Annotated in this window: 21 protein-coding genes; 5 read left to right on the top strand and 16 right to left on the bottom strand. The window is 72.5% G+C overall.

Annotated elements, in window-relative coordinates; translation table 11 throughout:
- The 5 genes from AB0I42_RS14570 to AB0I42_RS14550 form a co-directional block, all read right to left on the bottom strand.
- The coding region (locus AB0I42_RS14570; protein ID WP_357537499.1) for a lysophospholipid acyltransferase family protein at positions 1-765 on the bottom strand (765 nt) is incomplete at its 3' end.
- Entirely contained in the window at positions 762-1,514 is a 753-nt protein-coding gene (locus AB0I42_RS14565; protein ID WP_357537497.1) for a GNAT family N-acyltransferase, read from the bottom strand. The genes AB0I42_RS14565 and AB0I42_RS14570, both read right to left, overlap by 4 nt.
- Positions 1,515-1,634: 120 nt before the next feature.
- A complete protein-coding gene (locus tag AB0I42_RS14560) occupies positions 1,635-2,846 on the bottom strand; it encodes a DEAD/DEAH box helicase (protein WP_357537509.1) in 1,212 nt (403 codons plus the stop codon).
- Positions 2,847-3,143: 297 nt separating this feature from the next.
- A complete protein-coding gene (locus tag AB0I42_RS14555; RefSeq protein ID WP_357537495.1) occupies positions 3,144-3,983 on the bottom strand; it encodes an SRPBCC family protein in 840 nt (279 codons plus the stop codon).
- Positions 3,976-4,533, bottom strand: a complete 558-nt coding sequence (locus tag AB0I42_RS14550; protein ID WP_357537493.1) for a helix-turn-helix domain-containing protein — start codon at positions 4,531-4,533, stop codon at positions 3,976-3,978. Before AB0I42_RS14550 ends, AB0I42_RS14555 begins: the two co-directional genes overlap by 8 nt.
- 96 nt (positions 4,534-4,629) lie before the next feature.
- Here AB0I42_RS14550 and AB0I42_RS14545 point away from each other — a divergent pair, with 96 nt between their 5' ends.
- Positions 4,630-5,598, top strand: coding sequence for an aldo/keto reductase (locus AB0I42_RS14545; RefSeq protein WP_357537491.1), 969 nt, complete (start codon positions 4,630-4,632; stop codon positions 5,596-5,598).
- A 92-nt stretch (positions 5,599-5,690) separates the two neighbouring features.
- Here the strand turns inward: AB0I42_RS14545 and AB0I42_RS14540 are convergent, their stop codons facing one another.
- Positions 5,691-7,391, bottom strand: a complete 1,701-nt coding sequence (locus AB0I42_RS14540; protein ID WP_357537490.1) for an Hsp70 family protein — start codon at positions 7,389-7,391, stop codon at positions 5,691-5,693.
- 134 nt (positions 7,392-7,525) lie between these two features.
- Here AB0I42_RS14540 and AB0I42_RS14535 point away from each other — a divergent pair, with 134 nt between their 5' ends.
- On the top strand, positions 7,526-8,251 hold the full coding sequence (locus tag AB0I42_RS14535) for a DUF998 domain-containing protein (RefSeq protein ID WP_357537489.1): 726 nt from the start codon (positions 7,526-7,528) through the stop codon (positions 8,249-8,251).
- A gap of 129 nt (positions 8,252-8,380) precedes the next feature.
- A complete protein-coding gene (locus AB0I42_RS14530) occupies positions 8,381-10,603 on the top strand; it encodes a choice-of-anchor J domain-containing protein (RefSeq protein WP_357537488.1) in 2,223 nt (740 codons plus the stop codon).
- 115 nt (positions 10,604-10,718) lie between these two features.
- Here AB0I42_RS14530 and AB0I42_RS14525 read toward each other — a convergent pair whose 3' ends face one another.
- Together AB0I42_RS14525 and AB0I42_RS14520 are read right to left on the bottom strand one after the other, a co-directional pair.
- Positions 10,719-11,294, bottom strand: coding sequence for a hypothetical protein (locus AB0I42_RS14525; protein ID WP_357537486.1), 576 nt, complete (start codon positions 11,292-11,294; stop codon positions 10,719-10,721).
- Positions 11,291-11,764 carry a hypothetical protein gene (locus tag AB0I42_RS14520; RefSeq protein WP_357537484.1) on the bottom strand — a complete coding sequence of 158 codons (474 nt, stop codon included), beginning with the start codon at positions 11,762-11,764 and terminating at the stop codon, positions 11,291-11,293. Before AB0I42_RS14520 ends, AB0I42_RS14525 begins: the two co-directional genes overlap by 4 nt.
- A gap of 111 nt (positions 11,765-11,875) precedes the next feature.
- Here AB0I42_RS14520 and AB0I42_RS14515 point away from each other — a divergent pair, with 111 nt between their 5' ends.
- On the top strand, positions 11,876-12,394 hold the full coding sequence (locus tag AB0I42_RS14515; RefSeq protein WP_357537483.1) for a GNAT family N-acetyltransferase: 519 nt from the start codon (positions 11,876-11,878) through the stop codon (positions 12,392-12,394).
- A 96-nt stretch (positions 12,395-12,490) separates the two neighbouring features.
- Here the strand turns inward: AB0I42_RS14515 and AB0I42_RS14510 are convergent, their stop codons facing one another.
- From AB0I42_RS14510 to AB0I42_RS14490, 5 genes are all read right to left on the bottom strand, one after another.
- The gene (locus AB0I42_RS14510; RefSeq protein WP_357537482.1) at positions 12,491-13,519 is read right to left on the bottom strand and encodes an amidohydrolase family protein; all 1,029 of its coding nucleotides are present in this window, start codon (positions 13,517-13,519) and stop codon (positions 12,491-12,493) included.
- Positions 13,516-14,388 (bottom strand): ABC transporter permease, encoded by an 873-nt coding sequence (locus AB0I42_RS14505; protein WP_357537481.1) that lies wholly within the window; start codon positions 14,386-14,388, stop codon positions 13,516-13,518. Before AB0I42_RS14505 ends, AB0I42_RS14510 begins: the two co-directional genes overlap by 4 nt.
- 70 nt (positions 14,389-14,458) lie before the next feature.
- Positions 14,459-15,259 (bottom strand): ABC transporter ATP-binding protein, encoded by an 801-nt coding sequence (locus AB0I42_RS14500; RefSeq protein WP_357537480.1) that lies wholly within the window; start codon positions 15,257-15,259, stop codon positions 14,459-14,461.
- Positions 15,256-16,077 carry an ABC transporter permease subunit gene (locus AB0I42_RS14495; RefSeq protein WP_357537479.1) on the bottom strand — a complete coding sequence of 274 codons (822 nt, stop codon included), beginning with the start codon at positions 16,075-16,077 and terminating at the stop codon, positions 15,256-15,258. The genes AB0I42_RS14500 and AB0I42_RS14495 overlap by 4 nt, the downstream gene beginning before the upstream one ends.
- Positions 16,074-17,093 (bottom strand): ABC transporter substrate-binding protein, encoded by a 1,020-nt coding sequence (locus tag AB0I42_RS14490; protein ID WP_357537477.1) that lies wholly within the window; start codon positions 17,091-17,093, stop codon positions 16,074-16,076. Before AB0I42_RS14490 ends, AB0I42_RS14495 begins: the two co-directional genes overlap by 4 nt.
- A gap of 250 nt (positions 17,094-17,343) precedes the next feature.
- Here AB0I42_RS14490 and AB0I42_RS14485 point away from each other — a divergent pair, with 250 nt between their 5' ends.
- A complete protein-coding gene (locus AB0I42_RS14485) occupies positions 17,344-18,363 on the top strand; it encodes a LacI family DNA-binding transcriptional regulator (protein WP_357537475.1) in 1,020 nt (339 codons plus the stop codon).
- Positions 18,364-18,489: 126 nt separating this feature from the next.
- Here AB0I42_RS14485 and AB0I42_RS14480 read toward each other — a convergent pair whose 3' ends face one another.
- The 3 genes from AB0I42_RS14480 to AB0I42_RS14470 form a co-directional block, all read right to left on the bottom strand.
- Positions 18,490-19,689 carry a glycoside hydrolase family 64 protein gene (locus AB0I42_RS14480; RefSeq protein WP_357537473.1) on the bottom strand — a complete coding sequence of 400 codons (1,200 nt, stop codon included), beginning with the start codon at positions 19,687-19,689 and terminating at the stop codon, positions 18,490-18,492.
- Between the two features lie 204 nt (positions 19,690-19,893).
- On the bottom strand, positions 19,894-20,331 hold the full coding sequence (locus AB0I42_RS14475) for an NUDIX domain-containing protein (RefSeq protein ID WP_357537472.1): 438 nt from the start codon (positions 20,329-20,331) through the stop codon (positions 19,894-19,896).
- Positions 20,332-20,397: 66 nt separating this feature from the next.
- Complete coding sequence (locus AB0I42_RS14470) at positions 20,398-20,922, bottom strand: DinB family protein (RefSeq protein WP_357537470.1); 525 nt, start codon at positions 20,920-20,922, stop codon at positions 20,398-20,400.
- Between the last annotated feature and the right edge of the window lie 29 nt (positions 20,923-20,951).

Raw genomic sequence — 20,951 nt, 5'->3', positions numbered from 1 at the left:
GCCAGCCCGGTGAGCGCGTCGAGCACCAGTTCGCCGGCGACGCTGTCCAGTGCCCCGGTCGGCTCGTCGGCGAAGACGATGGCCGGGCGGTGCACGCCGTACCGAGGCCCACAGCGTGTCGTCGCCCAGGAACGCGGCCACCGTCGTCGCCGTACCCGACGACCGCCGGTAGGCGAGGGTGACCGGGACGACCGGCGCGCCGGTGTCGACCGCGGCCTGGAACATCGCCGGCCGGAACCGTCCGGCCTTCCGGCCGCACCACGTGGTCCCCTCGGGGAAGACGGCCACGACGGCGTCGCCGGCCAGCGCCGAGCGCACGGCGGCGACGGTCGCCGGCAGCGTCCGCGGCCGTTCCCGGTCGACGAAGATCGTGCCGCCGGCGGCGACCAGGGCACCGATGACCGGCCAGTCGCGCACCTCCCGCTTGGCCGTCATCCGGGCCGGCGCGACCGCCAGCACCACCAGCGCGTCCAGCCACGACACGTGGTTGGCGACCAGCAGGGCGCGGCGCTGCGGCAGCCGGCCGCGCACGACGAGGCGTACGCCGGCCGCCCGCAGCAGCGCGCGGGCCCAGCCCCGGCCGACCGCGTGCCGGCGGGGTCCCGGCAGCAGCGGCAGCAGCAGTGGCAACGGCAGGCCGGCGAGCAGCACGGCGACCAGCGCCGCGAGGCGCGCGGCCAGCCGTACCGCCCCGACCCGGGGCGCGCCGGCGGGCGGCAGGCACCCCGGACCGCAGGGCGACGACGGCCGCCAGAGCGGGTTCACCCCTGCCCGCCGAGGAAGTGCCGCAGGTAGCGCGGGTGCATCCGGTCGGTCGACAGCAGGACGTAGAAGTCGGCGACGTCGAAGTCCGGGTCGTGGGCGGGCGGACCGCACACCCACGCCCCGAGGCGCAGGTAGCCGCGCAGCAGCGGCGGGATCGTGGCCCGGTCCCCGTCCGCGGTCGCGACGCCGGCCGGCAACGGCCGGCGGGGGCGTACCCGCAGCAGGGGCGGGGACAGATGCTTCGCGGCGACCCGGGTCCAGACCGCCGCGGCGGTCGCCCCACCATCGGCGAGCGGCACCGAGGCGCAGCCGCCGAGCCAGCGTCGCCCGCTCAGGTGCAGGTAGCGGGCGATTCCGGCCCACATCAGGTTGATCACCGCACCGGACCGGTGGTCCGGATGCACGCACGAGCGCCCGGTCTCCACCAGTACGTCGGCGAGCGGCGCCAGCGACGACAGGTCGAACTCGGTGTCGCCGTACCGGCGGGTGGTCCGGCCGGGCGGCAGCATCCGGTAGGTGCCGACGACGGCGCCGGTGGTGTCGTCGCGGACCAGGAGGTGGTCGCAGTGCTCGTCGAACTCGTCGACGTCGAGCCCGGCGACGGGGGACCGCAGGGTGGCGCCGAGTTCGCCGGCGAAGACCTCGTGGCGTAGCCGCTGCGCGGCGGCCACCTGCGCCGCGTCGTCGGCGATCAGCAGCGTGTACCCGCCGGTCCCGGCGGTCGCCGGGCTGGTCAGGAGCAGTTCCATGCAAGATGTGTACGGCCGCTCCCCGGCGACCGTGTGTCGCCGGGGAGCTGCATGGGTGTCGATTCAGTGAACGGCGCACGCCGGGCGCGCGCACCGCCCGGTGGAGCGGATCGCAGCAGGTCAGCGCGAGCGGCGACGCCGGCCGGGAGCCGATCCGGCGGTGGGTTGCGGCTTCGGGACGACCGGTACGCCCGAGGGGGTCCGGGCACCGGTGATCCGGGCGAGTTCGGCGTCGCCGGGGCGTACCCGCAGGGACTGGGCGGCGATCCCGGCGGCGGCGAGCAGCCGGGTGGTGTCCCGGTGCTGGTCGGGCAGGACCAGGGTGACGACGGTGCCGGACCGTCCCGCCCGGGCGGTCCGGCCTCCCCGGTGCAGGTAGTCCTTGGCGTCGCCGGGCGGGTCGACGTTGACGACCAGGTCCAGGTCGTCGATGTGGATGCCGCGGGCTGCCAGGTCGGTGGCGATCAGGGCGTTGATCGTCCCGGTGCGGAACTGCTCGAGGGCACGGGCGCGCTGTGGTTGTGACTTGCCGCCGTGCAACGCCGCGGCGGGTACGCCGCTCGCGAGCAGTTGCCGGGCCAGCCGGTCGGCCCGGTGCTTGGTCCCGACGAACATGATCACCCGCCCCTCGCGGGCGCCGATCTGCGCGGTCGTCGTGGTCTTGTCGGCGGCCTCGATGTGCAGCAGGTGGTGGTCCATCCGGGGCACCACGGCGGCCGGCAGGTCGACGGAGTGCCGGGCCGGGGTGGTCAGGAAACGGCGGACGAGCTTGTCGACGTCGCCGTCGAGGGTGGCCGAGAAGAGCATCCGTTGCCCGGCCCGGTCGGTGCGGGCGAGCAGTTTGCTGACCTGTGGCAGGAACCCCATGTCGGCCATCTGGTCGGCCTCGTCCAGGACGCTGACCGTGATCTTGTCGAGGAGACAGTCGCCGCGTTCGACGAGATCGTTCAGTCGACCCGGGGTGGCGATGACGACCTCCGCGCCCCGCCGCAGCGCCTCGGCCTGCCGGTTCAGTGACAGTCCGCCCACGACGGTGCAGGTGCGCAGCTTGACGGCCCGGGCGTACGGCTCCAGCGCGGTGGTGACCTGCGCGGCGAGTTCGCGGGTGGGCACCAGCACCAGCGCGATCGGCTGGCGTGGCTGGGACCGCTGCCCGGCCAGCCGGGTCAGCAGCGCCAGCCCGAAGGCCAGGGTCTTGCCGGAGCCGGTGCGGGCCCGGCCGAGGACGTCGTGTCCGGCGACGGCGTCGGGCAGCGCCGCGGCCTGGATCGGCGACGGCACGCCCAGCCCCTGTCCGGCCAGTGTGGCCAGCAACGCCGGGTGCAGCGGCAGGTCACCGAACGAGGTGACCGGTGGGGTGGTCGGGGCCGGGGAGGGCGGGGTGGCACCCGGTGCCTGCCGGTTGGCCTCCGGCGCCTGTCGATCAGCGGCGGGTGAACGCCGGCGGTTTTTACGAGCACGCGTAGGCGTGGTCAATACCAGAACCTTCCGTTGTTGGAACGCCACCGGAAGGCCCCGGTCTGCTCGGGGCGGTCACAGGAACGAACCGTCGGCGGTGGCGGGTCGGCCCGCCACCAGCCATCCAAAATACACGGCTTGCCGCGCCGCCCCGTCGTACGCCGCGGGAGGTCAGGCCGCCAGCCAGACCGGCTGCCAGTCGGGCAGCTCGTGGTAGCGGCGCAGCTCGGCCAGGCCGGACAGGGTGCCGGCCCAACCCGCGTACGGCGGCCGCCCGGTGTCGAACCCGCTCTGCACCAGGGTCAGCCGGGTCCGGCCGGCGGAGCCCTCCAGTTCCCAGGTGTTCACCCCGGCCGGACCCCAGTCGACGGTCAGCCGGCGGCCGGGGGTGAGGTCGACGATCTTCGCCGGGTTGGGGTTGTTGTCGAAGCCGCCCATGGCGTACCGGCCGCCGACGTGCGGCTCGATCTCGATCGGGTAGCCGAACCAACTGCTGGCCGCCGCCGAGTCGGTCAACGACTCGAAGATCTTCTCGGCCGGCGCGTCGATCTCGACCTCGGCGCGGAGTTCGGCGGAGGTGAAGTCGACCCGAGGGGTGAGCGGCCGGCCCTCGAGGTGGTCGATCAGGTTGGCGATGGACAGCGCCCAGAAGGTGTTCAGGACGCCGCGGATGCTCTTGCCGGTGATCACGTCGGAGAAGTCGAAGTGGGTCTGCGAGAGGGTGATCAGGGTCGAGTCGGCGGACTCCGCGGTCAGGTCGATCGCGAGGGTGGTCTCCTCGCCGTCGAGCACCCAGGCCAGCCGCAGGCTCTGGTCGTCGACGTGCAGCAGCCGCTGGTGCGGTGCGTCGCCCTCGGGGGTGTGGCGGCCCCAGAACTCGTAGTGGTGCGGCAGTTCGACCTCGGCGTGCTCGGCGAACCAGGTGCGCAGCGCCCCGGCGTCGGTCAGTGCGGTGTGGACGGCGGCGAGTGGGGCGGCGACCCGGGCGCGCAGGGTCATCGGCTCAGTCACGGTCTTCTCCCTTGGGATAGCAGGCGACGGCGAGTTTGAACGCGTCGCCTTCGGCTCCGCCGTAGCGGGTGAACAGGTCCTGCAGCGCGGACTGCAGGTCGTTGAGGAACTGTTGGCGCTGTTCGGGTGGCACCCGGATCTCGCCGGACAACCCGACCGACGGCAGTTCGGGCGCCGTGCGGTCGAGGCCGGCGATGTCGGCCTGGACCTCCTCCATCAGGTCCAGGAGGTAGCCGAGGCTGAACTCGTCCTGCACGCGGCGCAGGCCGAGCCGGCCGACCAGGCGCGGGGACAGCCAGTAGGTCCGGGCGCTGGCCTGGTAGATCCCCTCGTGGATGCCCCGGACCTTGCGTTCGGCGACCTGGTCGACCAGTCCGGCGTCGACCAGGCGTTTGACGTGGTAGTAGACCCGCTGCGGGGTCTGGCCCAGCCGGGCCGCGACTTCGCCGCAGGTGCCGGGTTCGGCCAGTTCCCGCAGCACCTCGATGCGCTGCGGCTTGAGCAGGGTCTCGGCCTGCTCGATCTGCTCCAGGTACAGGACGTCTCTCATGGCAAAATCAGTTTGTATGTAAAGCCAGATTTTGTCAATCGGTTCGTCACGGCCGGACCGACGGCGTCGCGGCCCGGAGCCGGGTACCGTCCGGACATGCGCTTCGCTGAACTCGACACCGCCCGACCCATGTCCAAGATCGGTCTCGGGACCTGGCAGTTCGGTTCCCGGGAGTGGGGCTACGGCCCCGAATACGAGCAGATCGCGCGGGTGATCGTCCGCCGGGCGCTCGACCTCGGCATCACCCTCTTCGACACCGCCGAGGTCTACGGCTTCGGGCGCAGCGAACGCATCCTCGGCGCCGCCCTGGGCGACGAGCGGCCCCGGGCCGTGGTCGCCACCAAGCTCCTCCCGGTGCTGCCGCTACCGCCGATCGTGCAGCAGCGGGCCGTCGCCTCCGCGGCCCGGCTCGGCGTGCGAACCATCGACCTCTACCAGGTGCACCAGCCGAACCCGCTGGTCAGCGACCGGACCATCATGCGGGGGATGCGGACGCTGCAGGGCGTCGGGCTCGTCGGCGAGGTCGGCGTCAGCAACTACGACCTGCGCCGCTGGCGGATCGCCGAGGCGGCGCTGGGTGGCCGGGTGCTGTCCAACCAGGTCCAGTACAGCATCGTCGCCCGCGCCGCCGAGGACGACCTGATCCCGTACGCGGAGAAGGCCGGCCGGATCGTGATCGCCTACAGCCCGCTGGCGCAGGGTTTCGTCTCCGGCCGGTACGACAGCGCCAACCCGCCGCCGGGCGCGATCCGCCGGGCCAACCCGCTGTTCCTGCCGGAGAACCTGGAGCGTGGCCGGGGGCTGCTCGACACGCTGCGGGCGGTCGCCGACGCGCACGACGCCACCCCGAGCCAGATCGCGCTGGCCTACCTGATCCGGCACCCCAACGTGGTGGCCATCCCCGGCGCGTCCTCTGTGGAACAGGTGGAGGCCAACGCCGCGGCCGCCGACATCGACCTGCGCGACGACGAGTACGCCACCCTCGCCACCGCCGCCCGCGCGTTCCGTCCGGTGACCGGGCTCGCCGCCGTACCGGACCTGGTCCGCGCCCGCCTGCGCCGCTGACCGCCCCTGCCGGAGTCAGCCGCCCGGCTGCGCCGCTGGCTGTCCCCGCCGGAGCCAGCGGCCGCTGCGCCGTTGGTCGCCGCCGGCCGGAGTCAGCGGCGGCGGGGGAGCGGGAGCCCGCGCAGCAGCGTCCGCAGGTCGGCCGCGATCAGCACCAGGAGCAGGAGCACGGCCAGCCAGAATCCGATCCCGACACCGACGTAGTCGGACGCGTCGCGGTCGGCCGGCACCGTACCCAGGGCGTCGACCCGTGCGGTGAGCTGGCGCAACACCAGCAGTTCGCCGGCGACCAGCAGGACGGCGGCGGCGACGCAGAGCCGGCCCGGCAGGTCGGGCCGTGGCCGGCGGGCCGGTGACGGGCCGGTCTGCCCCGCCGGCCGGGCCCGGAGGCGGAGCGTGACGACGAGCGCCCCGATCACCACCAACGCGGCGGCGAGCAGTGGCAGCTGCGGCGGAAGCCGGTCCGACCGCCGGTCCGCCGGTGCGGCGAGATGGCCGTCCGACACCTCCGGAGCCGTGCCGGTGGCCAGGGTGCCGCCCCGGTAGGTGGTGGTCCCGCCGGCCTCGGCGCGACCGTAGCCGCCCGGCAGCCCGCACGAGACGGTGGCGAACGGCAGCCCGAAGCAGAGCACGACGGCGGCCAGCAGCACCGGGCGGGCCCATCCGTGCCGCGCGCGTACCGCCGGCGCCGGTGGTGCCGGCGGTGGTGGTGCGGGAACCCGGTCCGTCGGGGGTGCGGTCGGCGGCTCGGCCGTGGGCGGCGCCGGCATCCGGTCCGCGGGCCGGGGCGGTACGGCGACCAGCGCGCCCTCGACGACCGCGGTCTCCGGTCGTTCGACGGTGGTCGGGGCGACGCCGAGCCGGCTGTGCAGCACGTGGGCCGCCAGCGGGATCCGGCTGCCGCCACCGACGAGGAACACTCCGGCGAGCCGCTCCGGCGCTACCCCCGACGCCGTCACCACCCGTTCGGTGAGCGCGCCGACCCCGGCCAGGACCGGGGCGGCGACCGTTTCCAGTTCGTCGCGGGTCAGGTGGGTCGCCGCCGGCCGGCCGGGCAGCCGCAGCGGGGTGTGGCTGGTGCGCGACAGGCTCTCCTTGGCCGCCCGGACCTCCTGCCACAGCGGTACCCGGTCGCCGGCGTCGGCCGGGACCGGCCCGCCGACCAGGTGTGTGACGAGGGCGGCGTCGATGTCGGCGCCGCCGAGGTCGGCCCCGGCCCGGGCGACGACCTCGAGGTCCGCGCCGCGCCGCACCACCGCGACGTCGGTGGTGCCGCCGCCGATGTCGACGATCGCGAGCGCCGTGCCGGCCGGGTGCGGTCCCAGCCGGGCGGCGAAGTACGCCGCGGCGGCGACCGCCTCGCCGACGAGGCGCACCGGGCCGAGCCCGGCCCGGTCGGCCGCCTCGGCGAGCACCCGGCGGCGGGCCGCTCCCCACCCGTCCGGGCAGGTCAGCACGGTGTCGATCCGGCGGGTGGGCAGGCCCGCCTCGGCGCGTACCCGGGCCAGGACCGCCGCCAGCGCGTCGCGGACGTCGACCTGGTGCGCGCCGAGCAGGAGCATCCCGTCGTCGATCCGCCGTTTCGGGTGCGGCTCGAACCCCGCCGGGTCGACCCGGCCGAACCGCTCGGCGTCGCGGCCGGTCAGCAGGTCGGTGCCGGTGCGGGCGAAAACCGCCGACGGCAGCAACTCCGACCCGTCGAAGAGCAGGGGCCGGGGCGCGGCACCGGCACCGTCGAGCACGGCGACCGTGTTCGACGAGCCGAGGTCGATCGCCAGCCGGTACGCCCCCACGGCCGCCGAGCCTACGGCAGCCCCGCCACCGCGTCCCGGTACGCCGGCCATGACCATCGGCACTTCCGGCCGGCTCGCGCCCGGCGCAGGCTGGGCCGTACGCCGGAAACGCCGGCCCGTGACGAGGAGCCCGAATGCGCCGCTACAGTCCGACGGAACTGCTGCTGGTGGCGGGAATCGCGGGCCCGGTGCTGTTCGTCGTGGTGTCCACCCTCGACGGAGCGACCCGGACCGGCTACGACCCCGCCTACCACCCGATCAGCGCCCTGAGCCTCGGCGGCCGGGGCTGGCTGCAGATCACCAACTTCATCGTGTCCGGCCTGCTCGTGACGGCCTTCGCGGTAGGTCTCCGGCGCCACTGGCGGCCCGGCCCCGGCGCCCGGTGGGGGCCGGCCCTCGTGGGCATGTTCGGGATCGGCCTGGTGCTGTCCGGGGTCTTCGTGATGGACCCGATGCGCGGCTATCCGCCGGGTGCCGTGACCGGTGACCCGGCCACGTTCAGTTGGCACCACACCCTGCACGACCTCTTCGGCATGGTGGTGTTCCTCAGCCTGCCGCTCGCCTGCTTCGTCGCGGCGCGCCGGTTCGCCGCGCGGCCGGGCCGTCGGGGCCGGGCCGGATACAGCGTGCTGTCCGGGGTGGCCGGTCTGGTGCTCATGGGTTTCTTCGGCACGGCGTGGGAGACCGACGACGCGCTCACCGGCGTCGTGCAGCGGGTGATGATCGTGGTCGATTGGCTCTGGCTCGCGCTCCTGGCGTCGTGGCTGGTGGCCGACGCGCGCCGCGCGCGGGACGGGGACCCGGATGTGTTGCGGGCGGCGGACCAGGGGCGCGAGGGGTCCAAAACAGATCGAGGCTAAGCCGATCGCAGTAGGTACACCTGGCGCGCGCACACGGTACGGTGACTCCGGTCCCGTCGATCGACGCCGGTGAGCTGGGCTCCGCGCGCCCGTCGATGGGCGATGGCACACCCCCAAAAAGGAGGTTTCATGGCACGTAGCCGTATTGCTGGGGCAGCCGCCACAGTAATGGTTCTGCCGTTCCTGACCGTCGTGGCCGCGACGGCGCCGGCCGCGGCGGCACCCCCCGCCGCGCCGAAGACGAATCTGCCGAGCGACACCCGCTCGTTCGTCCCCAAGGCCGAGACGGTCGACGGCAAGGCGATCGAGGTGCCGCGGGAATACCAGCCGAAGTCCAGCGCGCGCAACCGGGCACAGACCCAGGCCGCCGGCACCCCGGCGGTCGGTACGGTCCGGCAGTGGGTCGCCCTCGACGACGTCCAGGGTGGCGCCTACCGCAAGGACTACACCCTGCGTGGCGTCGGCGACAAGATCGAGGTCTGGGTCGCCAACGACCTCGCGTTCCTGCCCGGTGACTGCCGTCTCCAGATCCCGTCGTCCACCGAGATCACCGACGCGCAGGTCGCGCGGCTGATCGACGAGTTCGACAACAACATGTACCCGAAGGAGACCGCCGCCTTCAGCACCCCGCCGGACCGGGACGGCAGCAACGCCGTTCTCGGCCCCGACGCGAACGGCAACGGCGGCGACTACACCGGTGACGGCGACAAGACCGTCGCGCTGATCGACAACGTCCGGGACGACAACTTCTACGACTTCCCGGCCGCGTCGTCCTACATCGCCGGCTTCCACTGGTCGTACTTCAACGAGCTGCTCGACCGCAACGTCATGACCATCGACGCGTACGACTGGGCGCACCGCACCGGTGACAACCCGCCGAACGAGCCGACGAACGACGTCTGCACCAGCCGGCCGGCCCGTCCGAACCTCTACGAGGGCACGTTCGCGCACGAGTGGCAGCACCTGCTCCACTACTACACGGACCCCTTCGAGGGCATCATGATCAACGAGGGGCTGTCGGACTTCGCGCAGACCCTCACCGGCTACACCGACGCCACCAAGACCGTGTTCGACCTGGGTGGTGACGGTCACCTCTACTGCTACCAGGGCTTCGGCACGGTCCAGACGCCGAACAACACCAACCCGCGTGACTGCGGTGGCCCGGAGAACTCCCTCAACCTGTGGAACGAGGGCAGCAACCCGAGCGCCGTGCTCGCCGACTACGGCAACGTCTACCAGTTCATGCTGTTCCTGTACGACCGGTACGGCACGGAGTTCATCTCGCGGCTGCACCAGGACGGCGACCTCCAGGGCCTGGCCAGCATCGAGGCGGCTCTGGCCGCCGAGGGCGAGAACGACCTCTACAAGGTCATCCACGACTACCAGACGATGACCCTGGTCGACAAGATCATCGGCGACTCCCGCTTCGGGCTGTCGCTCGGTGTGCCGAAGGGCCGGGTCACCTCGCCCAGCCTGCGTTCGACGGTCAACCTGGCCAACCCGGCGGCGAACATCACCCCGGGCGCGGCTCCGAACGGCGCGGACTTCGTGCCGCTCCAGAAGGCCAACGGTCAGGTCCTGCGCGGCCGTGACCTGCGGTCGGTGAAGTTCAACGGCTCGCCGTCGCTGCCGGCGGTCCCGCTGGCCTGGACCCTGGTCGACAACGACCCGGACCGGCCGGGCAACTCGGTGCTGTGGTCCGGCAACGGCAACAGCCTCGACGTCGGCGCGATCGCCTCGGTGGCCGTCCCGACGACCGACCCGACGCTGCGCTTCCTCGCCAAGTACGGCGCGGAGGCGGGCTACGACTACGGTTACGTGGTCGTGTCCACCGACGGAGGCGCCACCTACACGGCCATCGCCGGTGACAAGACCATCGACGGCCCGCTCGGCCCGTCGCTGAACGGCACCACGAACGGGTTCGAACCGCACTCGTTCGACCTGTCCGCGTACGCCGGTCAGACGATCCTGGTCGGGTTCCGCTACGTCAGCGACGGCGGCGTCAACGAGGGCGGTCTGCTCGTCGACGACGTCACGGTCGGTGGCACGACGGTCAGCGACGGCTCCAGCCTCGCCGCGTTCGACTCGCCGAGCGAGATCCGTCCGACCGACGTCCACAACTGGAACGTCCGGTTGATCGGCATCAACGAGCAGCTCAACCTGACCTGGCAGTTCGAGTTCGACGGCAAGGACAACTTCTCCGTCGGCTGGGCCCAGCTGCTGCTGCTCAGCGCGTTCCCGAAGGTCGTCGCGATCGTCGCGTACGACGAGCCGACCGAGCAGGTCACCCAGTACGCGCCGTACCAGCTCACGGTGAACGGCGTCGTGCAGCCGGGGGGCCAGGCTTTCTGAGCCTGACCCGCTGACAAGGTTGCGGGCACCCGTCGTCGCTTGCGGCGGCGGGTGCCCGTAGTCCTTTCCGGAGGACGGACCCGCGATACCCGTCAGCGGCGTGCCCGCCGGCCCGCTAGGGACGGAGTACGGCGAACCGCGCCGGCCCGGTGTGCCGGACCGCTGTCGTGGCCAGGCCGACCGTCACCAGGTCCTCGGCGAACGCGGCCAGGGTCGGATGACCGCGCCGGCTCGCGTACGCCCGAAAGCGGACCCCCACCATGCTGGCGGCGACGACCCCGGCACAGGCGAGCAGGACCGGCAGTAGCGGCCGGGTGCCGTCACGCCGGGCGAGCGCGGTGGCGGCCACGGCACCGGTGGCGAGCCGCCCGGCCAGCGGGGCCGGGGCGAGTCGGCTCGGCGTCCGGGGACTCTTGTCGGCGGCGAGTTCACCGGCGGCGGCGAGGGTGGCCAGGATCCGCAGCGGTCTGGCGACCGGGGGCCGGGCGCTGAGCGTGATACCGGCCAGCCCGGTCATGCTGCGCCCGCCGGTCGCCGCGCCCAGCACCACCGCCCGCCATGCCGTCCCCGCCCCGGCCCGGTGGCCGTTGCGGCGCCGGTGGCCGTCTTGGCGGAGATGGCCGCCGGAAATGTGCCGGGCGTGGGTGCGGATCCGGCGGGCCGGTCCGGCCACCGGCCGGGTGCGTCTCACCGCCGGCCCCGCCGGTCCGTGGCCGCGAGCACGGCGCTGGTGACGGCGCCGTACGCCAGGTGCGGAATGATGTCGCTCAGCCACGACCCGGCCGACCAGGTACGCGGGTCGCTGACCTTGAGCCCGGCCATCGGTACGTCGCTGGCGGCCATCGCGGCCAGCCCGATGACCACCGACGCGAGCAGCGGGTGGGGACGGAACCCGACGGCGCGCAGGGCACCGAAGGCGGCACCGACCGCGACGCCGGTGCCGATGCCGGACAGTGCGCCGAGGCCGGTGAGCCGGTTCTGCCGGGTGTCGCCGTCGCCGGGGACGTCGACCTTCAGCCGTCCGGTGATGGCTTCGACCGTCCGCTGCGGGGTGCTGCTCGCGGGGCGGCCGCGTTGGGCCATGTCGAGGTAGGTGACGGCGTCGAGGGCCGTGGTGCCGGCGGCACCGGCGGCCGCGCCGGAGAGGAGTCCTGACCACATGCTCTCTGGCTTCCCCGGCGTGACCGGGGCAAACGACCACCGGGTACGGGCGGGACACCGGCGGGCCGAAAACCGGTGGGCCGGTCCGGCCGGTGCGCCGAGAATGGCGCGGTGCGTATCCGGACGGTCGGCGTGGACGAGTTGGAGATCCTGCGGGACATCGAGCGGGCGGCCGGCGCCTGCTTTCGTGAGGTCGGGATGCCGGAGATCGCCGACGACGAGCCACCGCCGGTGGCGGTCCTGGCGGCCTACCGGCGGGCCGACCGGGCCCGGGTGGCGGTCGACCCGGCCGACCGGCCGGTGGCATACCTGCTCACCGATCCGGTCGACGGCAACGTCCATGTCGAGCAGGTGTCGGTGCGTCCCGACCACGCGCGGCGCGGGATCGGCCGCGCGCTGCTGGAGGACGCCGCGCGGCGGGCGGCGGCCGACGGGGTGCCGGCGCTGACCCTGACCACGTTCGCCGAGGTGCCCTGGAACGCGCCGTACTACCTGCGGTGCGGGTTCCGGGTGCTGGACGAGGAGCGGTGGACGCCGGGACTGCGGGAGATCCGGCGGCGGGAGGCCGGACACGGGCTGGACCGGTGGCCGCGGGTGTGCATGCGCCGGAAGCTGGTGAACCACCGCTGACCGGAATGGCCGCCGGAAATGGCCTCGCGATCTTGCACTTGCGGCCCGTTGAAGGCGGACGGGGTGGACAAGTGCAAGATCGCGAGGGGTCGGTGGTCAGCCCGCGGCGGGGGCCGGCAGCGGCAGCCGCATCAGGCGCAGCACGTTTCCGTGGTAGATCCGGTCCCGGTCCTCCTCGGTCAGCCCGAGCGCGTCGATGACCTTGATCGTCTCCCGGATGTACATCGGGCCGCCCTCCGGGTCGAACGGGCAGTCGGTGCCGAAGAGGACCCGTTCGGCACCGAAGAAGTCCAGCCCGCACCGGGTGCCGATCAGCGACCCGGACAACGCCGTGTCGGCGTAGAACCGGCGGAAGTAGTCGACCGGCCGCAGCGGCATCCGCTCCCGCAGCGCGGCGTAACCCCCGGGCGTACGGCTGCCGAGCTGGTCGCTCCAGCCCAGCCCGACCCGGCCCTCAAGGAACGGGATCATCGCCCCCATGTGGTGCGTGATGATCTTCAGATCGGGGTTCTCGACCATGATGCCGGAGAAGACCAGCCGGGCCATCGCCGCACTCGTCTCGTACGGCCAGCCCAGCGCCCACCAGATCTCGAACCGCGACGTGTCCTCGCTGGCGTAGTCGGCGGTGCCTGCGCCGCGGGTCGGGTGCATCCAGATCGGCAGGTCGCGGCGGGCCATCTCGGTGAAGATCGGCCGCAGCGGCGGGTCGTCCAGCGGCCGGCCGTTGACGTTCGTGAAGACCTGTACGCCCCGGGCGCCGAGCTGGTCGATGGCGAACGCCAGCTCGTCCAGCGCGGCGTCCGGGTTGTTCATCGGCAGCGAGGCGACGAACGCGGGAAACCGGTCCGGATAGCGGTCGCACAGCTCCCGCATCGACTCGTTGGCCAGCCGGGCCAGCGCGGGGGAGTCGGCCGGCCCGGCGAGTAGCTCGATCGGCGGCGACGAGAGGGTGAGGATCTGCTGGTAGTCGGCGCCGAACTCGTCCATCATCCGCAGCCGGGCCTCGACGTCGTGCAGGGCCGGCAGTTCCAGCCAGCGGCGCAGCGCGCCGGCGTCGACGACGAGTTCGCGCATCCGCTCGAAGTAGCGGGCCGGCAGGATGTGGCTGTAGGCGTCGAGTTTCACGGGGTTCCTCCGGAGGTCTTGCGGGCCCCGGCCGGTGCCGGCCGGCGGGACGTGGTGGCGGGCCGCGACGTGGTCGGCAGCCAGCGGGTGAGCCGGCGGTCGACGGCCTGCACCAGGGCGACCGCACCGAGCGCGACGGCGATGATGACCAGCAGGATGGCGAGCACCCCGGCGCCGTCGAAGCGGCCGCCGGCCTGGGTGACGATCCGGCCGAGGCCGATGACGGAGATGAACATCTCGCCGTTGATCATGCCGACGACGGCCCGGCCGACGCCGAGCCGGACCCCGGCCATGATCAGCGGGGCGGCGGCGGGCAGCATGATCTGCAACAGCACCTGGCGCTCGCTCGCCCCGTAGGAGCGGGCCATCTCGACCAGGTGGCCGGGAACCGTCTGGATCGCCGACGCGGTGTTGATGATCATGATGAACGCGGAGTACATCACCACGACCCCGACGATCGACCCGCGGCCGTCGCCCAGCAGCGAGAAGAAGATCGGCGCGAAGACCAGCGACGGCGCGGTCAGCAGCGCGTAGACGTAGACCCCGAGCGCCGCCTCGACCTTGCGGTAGCGGCCCATCGCCACCCCGACGACCAGCCCCAGCGCCAGCGAGATCCCGAAGCCGAGAGCGAGGTTGGTCAGGCTGGCCCCGAGACTGCTGACGATCATCCCGCTGCCGACCATGTCCGCCAGCCGGGCGACCACGGCGCTCAGCGGCGGCAGGAACGGCTGGTCGACGATCCGCCCGGCGATCTCCCAGACGACCGCACCCACGGCCAGGCTGATCACCCCGGCCGGCAGCCGCCGCGGCGACAGCAGCCCGGGTGCCCGGGCCGAGGTCAGTTGCCGCCCACCCGCGATGGTGCTCACGCCGTCACCTCGCTTCGCTCGGCACCGTCGTGTCCGGCACTGCACCTGATGGTTCGCTCGCTGCGCTCGCTCACGCCGTCACCCCGGCGCGGACGTCGCGGTGCTCCTCGTGCATGTCCCGCAGCCGGTCCCACAGGTACGCGGTGATCTGCACGTACTCGGGGGAGCGGCCGACCGCGCCGATGTCGTGCGAGCGGGGGCGGGCCATCGGCACCGGCACGATCTCGGCGATCCGGCCCGGCCGGGCACTCATCAGCACCACCCGGTCGCCGAGCAGCACCGCCTCCTCCATGCTGTGCGTGATGAAGACGACGGTGAGCTGCTGGCCCTCCCAGATGCCGAGCAGTTCCTCCTGCAACAGCCGCCGGGTCTGCTCGTCGACGGCACCGAACGGCTCGTCCATCAGCAGGACCTTGGGGCGTACGGCCAGGGCCCGGGCGATGCCGACCCGCTGCTGCATGCCGCCGGACAGTTCGCCGGGCCGCTTGGTCTCGAAGCCGGACAGCCCGACGGTCTTGATCAGCGTACGGGCCCGCTCCTCGCGCTCGGCCTTGCCGACGCCGCGCATCCGCATCCCGAAGGCGACGTTGTCGAGAACCGTGGCCCAGGGCATCAGCGCGAAGTTCTGGAACACCATGCTGCGGTCCGGGCCGGGGCCGCGCACCGGCTGCCCGTCGATGACGATGTCGCCGCTGTCCCAACCGATCAGCCCGGCGATCGCCTTGAGCAGGGTGGTCTTTCCGCACCCGCTCGGGCCGAGCACGGTGAGGAACTCGTTCTCGTTGACGGTCAGGTTGACGTCGTCCAGGGCGTTGACCGTGCTGCCGTCCTGGCCGACGAAACTCTTGTGCAGGCCGCTGATTTCGATCATCGGGGGTCCTTCGCGGAGTTGGTCCTGGCCCACGGGGTGAGCTTGCGCTCGCACCACCGGGCGATGGAGATGAGCAGCAGCGCCTCGGCCAGGATGATCACGATCGTGCCGTAGAGCAGCGGGGCCATGAACAGCCCGCGGTATTCGAGGATCAGGCCGCCGAGGGCGACCGAGACCATGAGCAGTTCGACGATGACCATGCCGGTGACGGCGCGGCCGAGGCCGAGCCGGATTCCGGTCATGATGGCGGGCAGGGCGCCGGGGAGCAGGATCTCCCGCCAGATCTGGCGCTCGGAGGCGCCGAACGAGCGGGCCATCTCGATCAGCCCGGGGTCGACGCCGCGCACCCCGGTCCGGCTGTTGACGATCACCATCACGATCGAGAAGACGGTGACCAGGATGACCCGCGAGGTCAGCCCGAAGCCGACCGACATCACCAGCAGCGGGATGATCGCCGCCATCGGGGTGACCAGCAGGATGTTGAGGTAGACGTCGCTGAACCGCTCCAGGGTCGGGAACCGGCCGAGCACGATCCCGACCGGTACGCCGACCACGACCGCGATCCCGAAGCCGATCGCCAGCGCCTGGTTGCTGACGTACAGCGCGTGCCACAGTTCGGGGTCGCCGAGCAGTTCGAAGGTGGCGGCGACGGTCTCGCCGAAGGTGGGGATCAGCAGCCCGCCCCACTCTCGCGCGTAGACCTCCCAGACGACGGCGAACACGACGAAGGTCAGGATCTGGTACGGCCGGTCGGAGTCGGCGATCCGGCGCAGGAGCCCCCGCCGGCGTGGCGGCAGCGGGCCGGCGAGGGTGCTCACGAGGTCGCCTTGACGAACGACAGGTCGGCGGCGTCGGCGGCGGTCATGCCGTCCTTGAGCACGCCGGCCCGGACGAAGAAGTCGATCGTGCCCTGCACGTTGGTGTCGGTCAGCGCCGCCGCGTCGAAGAGCCCGCCGTCGACGTAGCGCTGCGCGATCTGGGCGACGTTCGGGTCCTTGGTGTCCGGCAGGTGTTTGGTGACCAGGTCGACCAGGTACTGCGGGTTCTCGTTGATCTTGCGGTGTTCGGCGACCAGGGCGTCGACGAAGAGCTGGGTCACCTCGCGGTGGTCGCCGATGAAGTCCGCGTTGGCGTAGACGGTCTGCGGGTGCAGGTCGGGCAGGCTGGTGGCGAAGTCGGCGATCCGGGTGAAGCCGGTCTTGCCCGACGCCTCCAGGGTCACCGCGTCGGTGATCTCCAGCGGGGTCGCGTCGATCTCGCCGGCGAGCAGCGCCTGGGCGCGTACGTCGGAACCACCGATGGTCAGGTAGCGCGGTTCCTTGCCGGCGGCGCAGGTGCCGCGTACCCAGTCCTTCGCCATGGCGGTGGCGACCGCGCCCTCGCTGAAGATGCCGAACGGCCGGCCGGCCAGGTCGTCGCAGGTGTTGACGCCGGTGGTGCCGTAGACGGCCCACTGGTTGCCGACCACGTCGGCGATGATCCGGATCGGGGCCCCCTGCTGGATGGCGATCAGGGCCGGGCTGGTCGCCTCGGCGGAGAACGCGTAGTCGCCCTTGGCCAGGCCCTCGATGGCCAGCTCCGGTTCGGCGAGTTCGACGACCTTGACCTGGTGCCCCTCCTGCCGTACGGCGTCGAGCGCGGCCAGGATCGGGACGGTGGTGATGTCGGGCTCGATCAGGGCGACCGAGAAGGTCAGCGTGCCGTCGGCGTTGGTGGTGGCGCCACCGCCACCACCGCAGGCGGCGACGGCGGCGGTCAGCAGGGCGGCGGTGACCGCGGCCAGGGTGCGGCGGGTGGCCCGGGCGGTTCGTGTCGAGAGGCTTCGGTGGCTCATGGGGGTGCCTGCTCTTCCTCTGGTCACTCAACGTGAGTGGAAAGCGTTTGCCGTTTCCGCATGCTAGTGGCCCACCTAACACCGCCGTCAAGAGTCTGACATCAGCCCGTTACCTGAGCCGGGCTGTCACCTGCGGTTTTCCGGACCGATCGGGAGCGGGGGCCAAGGGCGGGCGGTGTCGGGGTGGCTTCGGTGTGGTCGGGTGTGGCAAAGTAACGGCAAACGTTCTCCGAACCGAAGTGAGGGTGCGATGGCCTCGCTCGCCGACGTGAGCCGGGAGGCCGGCGTCTCCGTCGCCACCGCCTCCCGGGTGCTCAACGGCGCCACCCACCCGGTCTCCGCCGACACCCGCTCGCGGGTCCTGGCCGCCGCCGAGCGCCTCGGCTACTCACCGAGTGCCCTGGCCCAGGCGCTGGTCACCCGCACCAGCCGGCTCATCGGGGTGATCGTCAGCGACATCGTCAACCCGTACTTCTCGGTGATCGCGCGCGGCGTCGACGACATGTCGACCCGGGCCGGATACGTCACGATGCTGTCCAACGCCGACCGGCGGACGAGTTCGGAGATAACCCGGCTGCAGACCATGCGTGACTACCGGGCGGCCGGGGTGATCTTCGCCGGTAGCGGCTACGTCGACGACCCGCGGACGCCGGAGCTGGCGAAGGCGGTCGCGGCGGCGCGCGAGCGGGGCGTGCTGTCGATCTCGCTGACCGAGCGCGACATCGACTGCCCGGTCATCACCGCCGACAACCGTGCCGCCGCGTACGACCTCACCGACCACCTGGTGTCCCAGGGGCACCGGCGGATCGTCTTCGTCGAGGGGCCGGCCGGCATGGTCGCCACCGAGCAGCGCCGCGCCGGGTTCCTCGACCGGATGACCGAGGCCGGTCTGCGCGACCTCGCGGAGTGCGTCGAGGGCGGGTTCGACTTCGAGGCCGGCCATGCGGCGGCGCTGCGGGTGCTGGCCAGCCGGGACCTGCCCGACGCGATCGTCGCCGCCAACGACGAGGCCGCCGTCGGCGCGCTCAACGCCCTGCGGCAGGCCCGGATCGACGTCCCCGGGCAGGTCTCCGTCGCCGGCATCGACGACCTGCCGGTGGCCCGGTTCGTCGGCCTGACCACGGTCAGCCTGCCGCTGTACGAGCTGGGCGCGATGGCCGCCCGGCGGGTGATCGACGCCGGCACCGCCGGCCCCGCCCCCGACCCGGGACCACCCGTGGTCCTCCCACACCGCCTGGTCCCCCGCGAAACAACGGCCCGCCGCCCCTGACCCCGTCGCCCCTGATCCCGTCGCCCTGACCTCGCGATCTTGCACTTGTCGCCCGACAAACCTGAGCAAAAGGGGGAGACAAGTGCAAGATCGCGGGGAGGGTGGGGCGGGGGGCGGGAGTAGGGGCTAGAAGGCGGTCAGGGTGATGCGGGCCGCGACCGGGGAGCCGTTGTGGACCAGGGACTCGAAGCCGCCGACGTCGTCGAAGGCGAAGCCGTACGCCCGGCCGTCGACCATGTGCTCGTGGACGACCCGCGAGTAGTGGTCGGTGACGTCCCGGGTGTAGAAGCCGGTCGGGTCGTACGTCGGCTGGGTGTGCGCGAACCCGAGCGTGGAGCGGTGCAGCGCGGCGCACAGCGTACGCGCGATCGGCCCCACCACGTGGTCGTTCGGGGCGTGCAGCCGGCCGTCGCAGCCGAACACGTCCTTTGTGGTCGGTCGCTGGAACGAGGCCACCTCGGCGCCGCCGCCGTCGGTGAACCGCAGTACCCCGGCGCCGTCGGTGCGGCCGTGGAACCTCTTGTCCGGCTCGTGCTGGAACGGCACCACGGTCAGCGTGGTGTCCCGGTAGGTGTCCCACGCCTGCGCGATGTAGCCGTCGAGGTAGGTGTCGCTGAAGACGGCGGTGTCGATGCCCTTGTGCGGTGACAGGACGCGCAGCCGGGTGCCGTCGGCGCGGGTGTGGATCAGCCGGCCCCAGTCGCCGGGCTGGCCGGCCAGCGCGTCGAAGATGCCGTCGCGGCCGCCCGCGACCAGATCGCCGGCGGTGCTGCTGCCGCCGTCGGCACCGGTGACCCCGACCGAGTGCGGCACGCTGAACATGTCGACCTGCGAGCTGTTGAGCCACAGCCCGTCGTCGTTGTAGGTGAACTCGCTCCAGTCGAACAGGATGCCGTGGTTGGGGTCGCCGGACGCCCATGGCGCCGGCTGCACGAGCCCGTCCGGGCTGAGGAAGAACTTCAGCTTCTCGCCGAACGACATGTAGACCCGGCCGGACAGGCCGCGCGGGATCTGCAGGGTGGTGGTGGCGCCGCCGGCCGGGCCGGCGATCGCGACGTCGGGTGCCGGGCTCGGCGGCAGCGACCCGCCCGACCAGGCGGTGAAGGTGCCGCCGGCGTCGACGTATCCGAGCCGGCCGGTGGCCAGGTTGACCCCGAGGACGTAGAGGTGGATCTGCTCGCCGCGGCCCGAGTTGTTGGTGACGTGGAGCGGCAGGTGGTCCGGCGGTAGGGCGGACGCCGGTGCCGCCCCGCCGAGCGCGACGGCGGTGGACGCGGCGGCCGCGACCACGGCCAGTCGGTGGAGCAGCTTCCGTCCTGTACGCATGTATCAACTCCTTACGGTTGCGGCCTTCTGGCCGCGCTCTGGGCACACTCATGCCCCGAACGAAATGCTCCTTCCTGGCCTGATATGGCCTGCCTGAGAGCGCTCTCTCGCTCGAATCCACCCTTACCCGGCAAGCGACCCATGTCAATAGATAGGGGTCCTAAAAATTACCCTCGCGTTACGGCGTCACATGGCGACGCGGCGTCACCCGGCCGGTGGAGGTGCCGGCGGCAGCCGGTCGGGCAGCAGCGCCAGGGTGGCCATGAGCTGGGAGTGGGCCGGCCGCGGCAGGTCGTCGGGGGCGAACCAGTCGAGCCGGTCGAACTTGTGCGGCTCGCCGATCTCGACCCGTGCCGGGTCGACGCGTACCGCGAAGACCACCGCGACCCAGTGCGACGGCGGGTCGTCGCGCAGCACGTTGCGTACGCCGAGCAGGGTGATCTCCAGCGGGTCGGCGGCGTACTCCTCGCGCACCTCGCGGGTGACCGCGTCCTCGAAGCTCTCGCCGAACTCCAGCGCCCCGGCGCCGGTGTCCCAGGTCCCGGGCTCGTCGCGGGCGCCCGGCCCGCGCCGGGCCAGCAGCAGCCGCCCGGCGCCGTCGTGACACACGAACACACAGGAAACCGACGGGGTACGTCGCATCGCCAACTCCATTTCTCGCGAACCGCCTCGGTGATCCGGGCGTCAGGTTTCCACACCGGGCACCCGTCAACCGCGGGCGGCGCGCAGCAGGCGGAGTTGGCCGATCTCGGCGACGTTCTTCATCAGTTCCGCGTTGGCCCAGCCCACCATGTGGGCGACGGTGAGCCCGGAGTCGGCCGGCCACGGGAACGGGGCGGGCCGGTCGAGGTCGGCGTCGGTGAGCCGGTCGAGCACCGCCAGCCACTCGGTGCGCAGGTCGCGCAGCCACGCCACCGCCCCGGCGCCGTCACCGGGCCACCGGACCTCGGTGCGGTCTCGTGGCGTACGACCCCGGGCGTGGTCGATGGTCACCGTCCACCACCAGCCGAGATGCCAGGTGGTCCAGGCGATCGTGGGCACCGGGACCGGCTCCGGCTCGGACTCCGCCCAGTCCGGCACCCACCGGCCGTCGGCGTCCGGACGTACGGTCCAGTGGACGCCGGCCGGCACCCAGAGGTGGTCGTCCGGCTCCAGCCGCTCCAGGTGGTATTCGAGCAGCGACCAGGTCAGGTCGAACTGCCAACGCAGCAGGTCGGTGCGGGATGCCGGCATCCGCCGATCCTCGCACCCGGGCAGGTTCG

Origin of the sequence: Polymorphospora sp. NPDC050346 (genome assembly GCF_040655695.1) — a bacterium.
GTDB classification, from domain to species: Bacteria; Actinomycetota; Actinomycetes; order Mycobacteriales; family Micromonosporaceae; genus Polymorphospora; species Polymorphospora lycopeni.
The sequence above is the reverse complement of the archived record's forward strand: the minus strand, read 5'-3'. Positions and strand labels throughout refer to the sequence as shown.

Excerpts from the sequence above, each read along its gene's own strand:
- AB0I42_RS14475 (WP_357537472.1), bottom strand. The coding sequence starts at position 20,331 with ATGCGACGTACCCCGTCGGTTTCCTGTGTGTTCGTGTGTCACGACGGC.
- AB0I42_RS14565 (WP_357537497.1), bottom strand. The coding sequence starts at position 1,514 with ATGGAACTGCTCCTGACCAGCCCGGCGACCGCCGGGACCGGCGGGTAC.
- AB0I42_RS14530 (WP_357537488.1), top strand. The coding sequence starts at position 8,381 with ATGGCACGTAGCCGTATTGCTGGGGCAGCCGCCACAGTAATGGTTCTG.
- AB0I42_RS14500 (WP_357537480.1), bottom strand. The coding sequence starts at position 15,259 with ATGATCGAAATCAGCGGCCTGCACAAGAGTTTCGTCGGCCAGGACGGC.
- AB0I42_RS14535 (WP_357537489.1), top strand. The coding sequence starts at position 7,526 with ATGCGCCGCTACAGTCCGACGGAACTGCTGCTGGTGGCGGGAATCGCG.
- AB0I42_RS14485 (WP_357537475.1), top strand. The coding sequence starts at position 17,344 with ATGGCCTCGCTCGCCGACGTGAGCCGGGAGGCCGGCGTCTCCGTCGCC.
- AB0I42_RS14480 (WP_357537473.1), bottom strand. The coding sequence starts at position 19,689 with ATGCGTACAGGACGGAAGCTGCTCCACCGACTGGCCGTGGTCGCGGCC.
- AB0I42_RS14490 (WP_357537477.1), bottom strand. The coding sequence starts at position 17,093 with ATGAGCCACCGAAGCCTCTCGACACGAACCGCCCGGGCCACCCGCCGC.
- AB0I42_RS14550 (WP_357537493.1), bottom strand. The coding sequence starts at position 4,533 with ATGAGAGACGTCCTGTACCTGGAGCAGATCGAGCAGGCCGAGACCCTG.
- AB0I42_RS14545 (WP_357537491.1), top strand. The coding sequence starts at position 4,630 with ATGCGCTTCGCTGAACTCGACACCGCCCGACCCATGTCCAAGATCGGT.
- AB0I42_RS14520 (WP_357537484.1), bottom strand. The coding sequence starts at position 11,764 with ATGTGGTCAGGACTCCTCTCCGGCGCGGCCGCCGGTGCCGCCGGCACC.
- AB0I42_RS14470 (WP_357537470.1), bottom strand. The coding sequence starts at position 20,922 with ATGCCGGCATCCCGCACCGACCTGCTGCGTTGGCAGTTCGACCTGACC.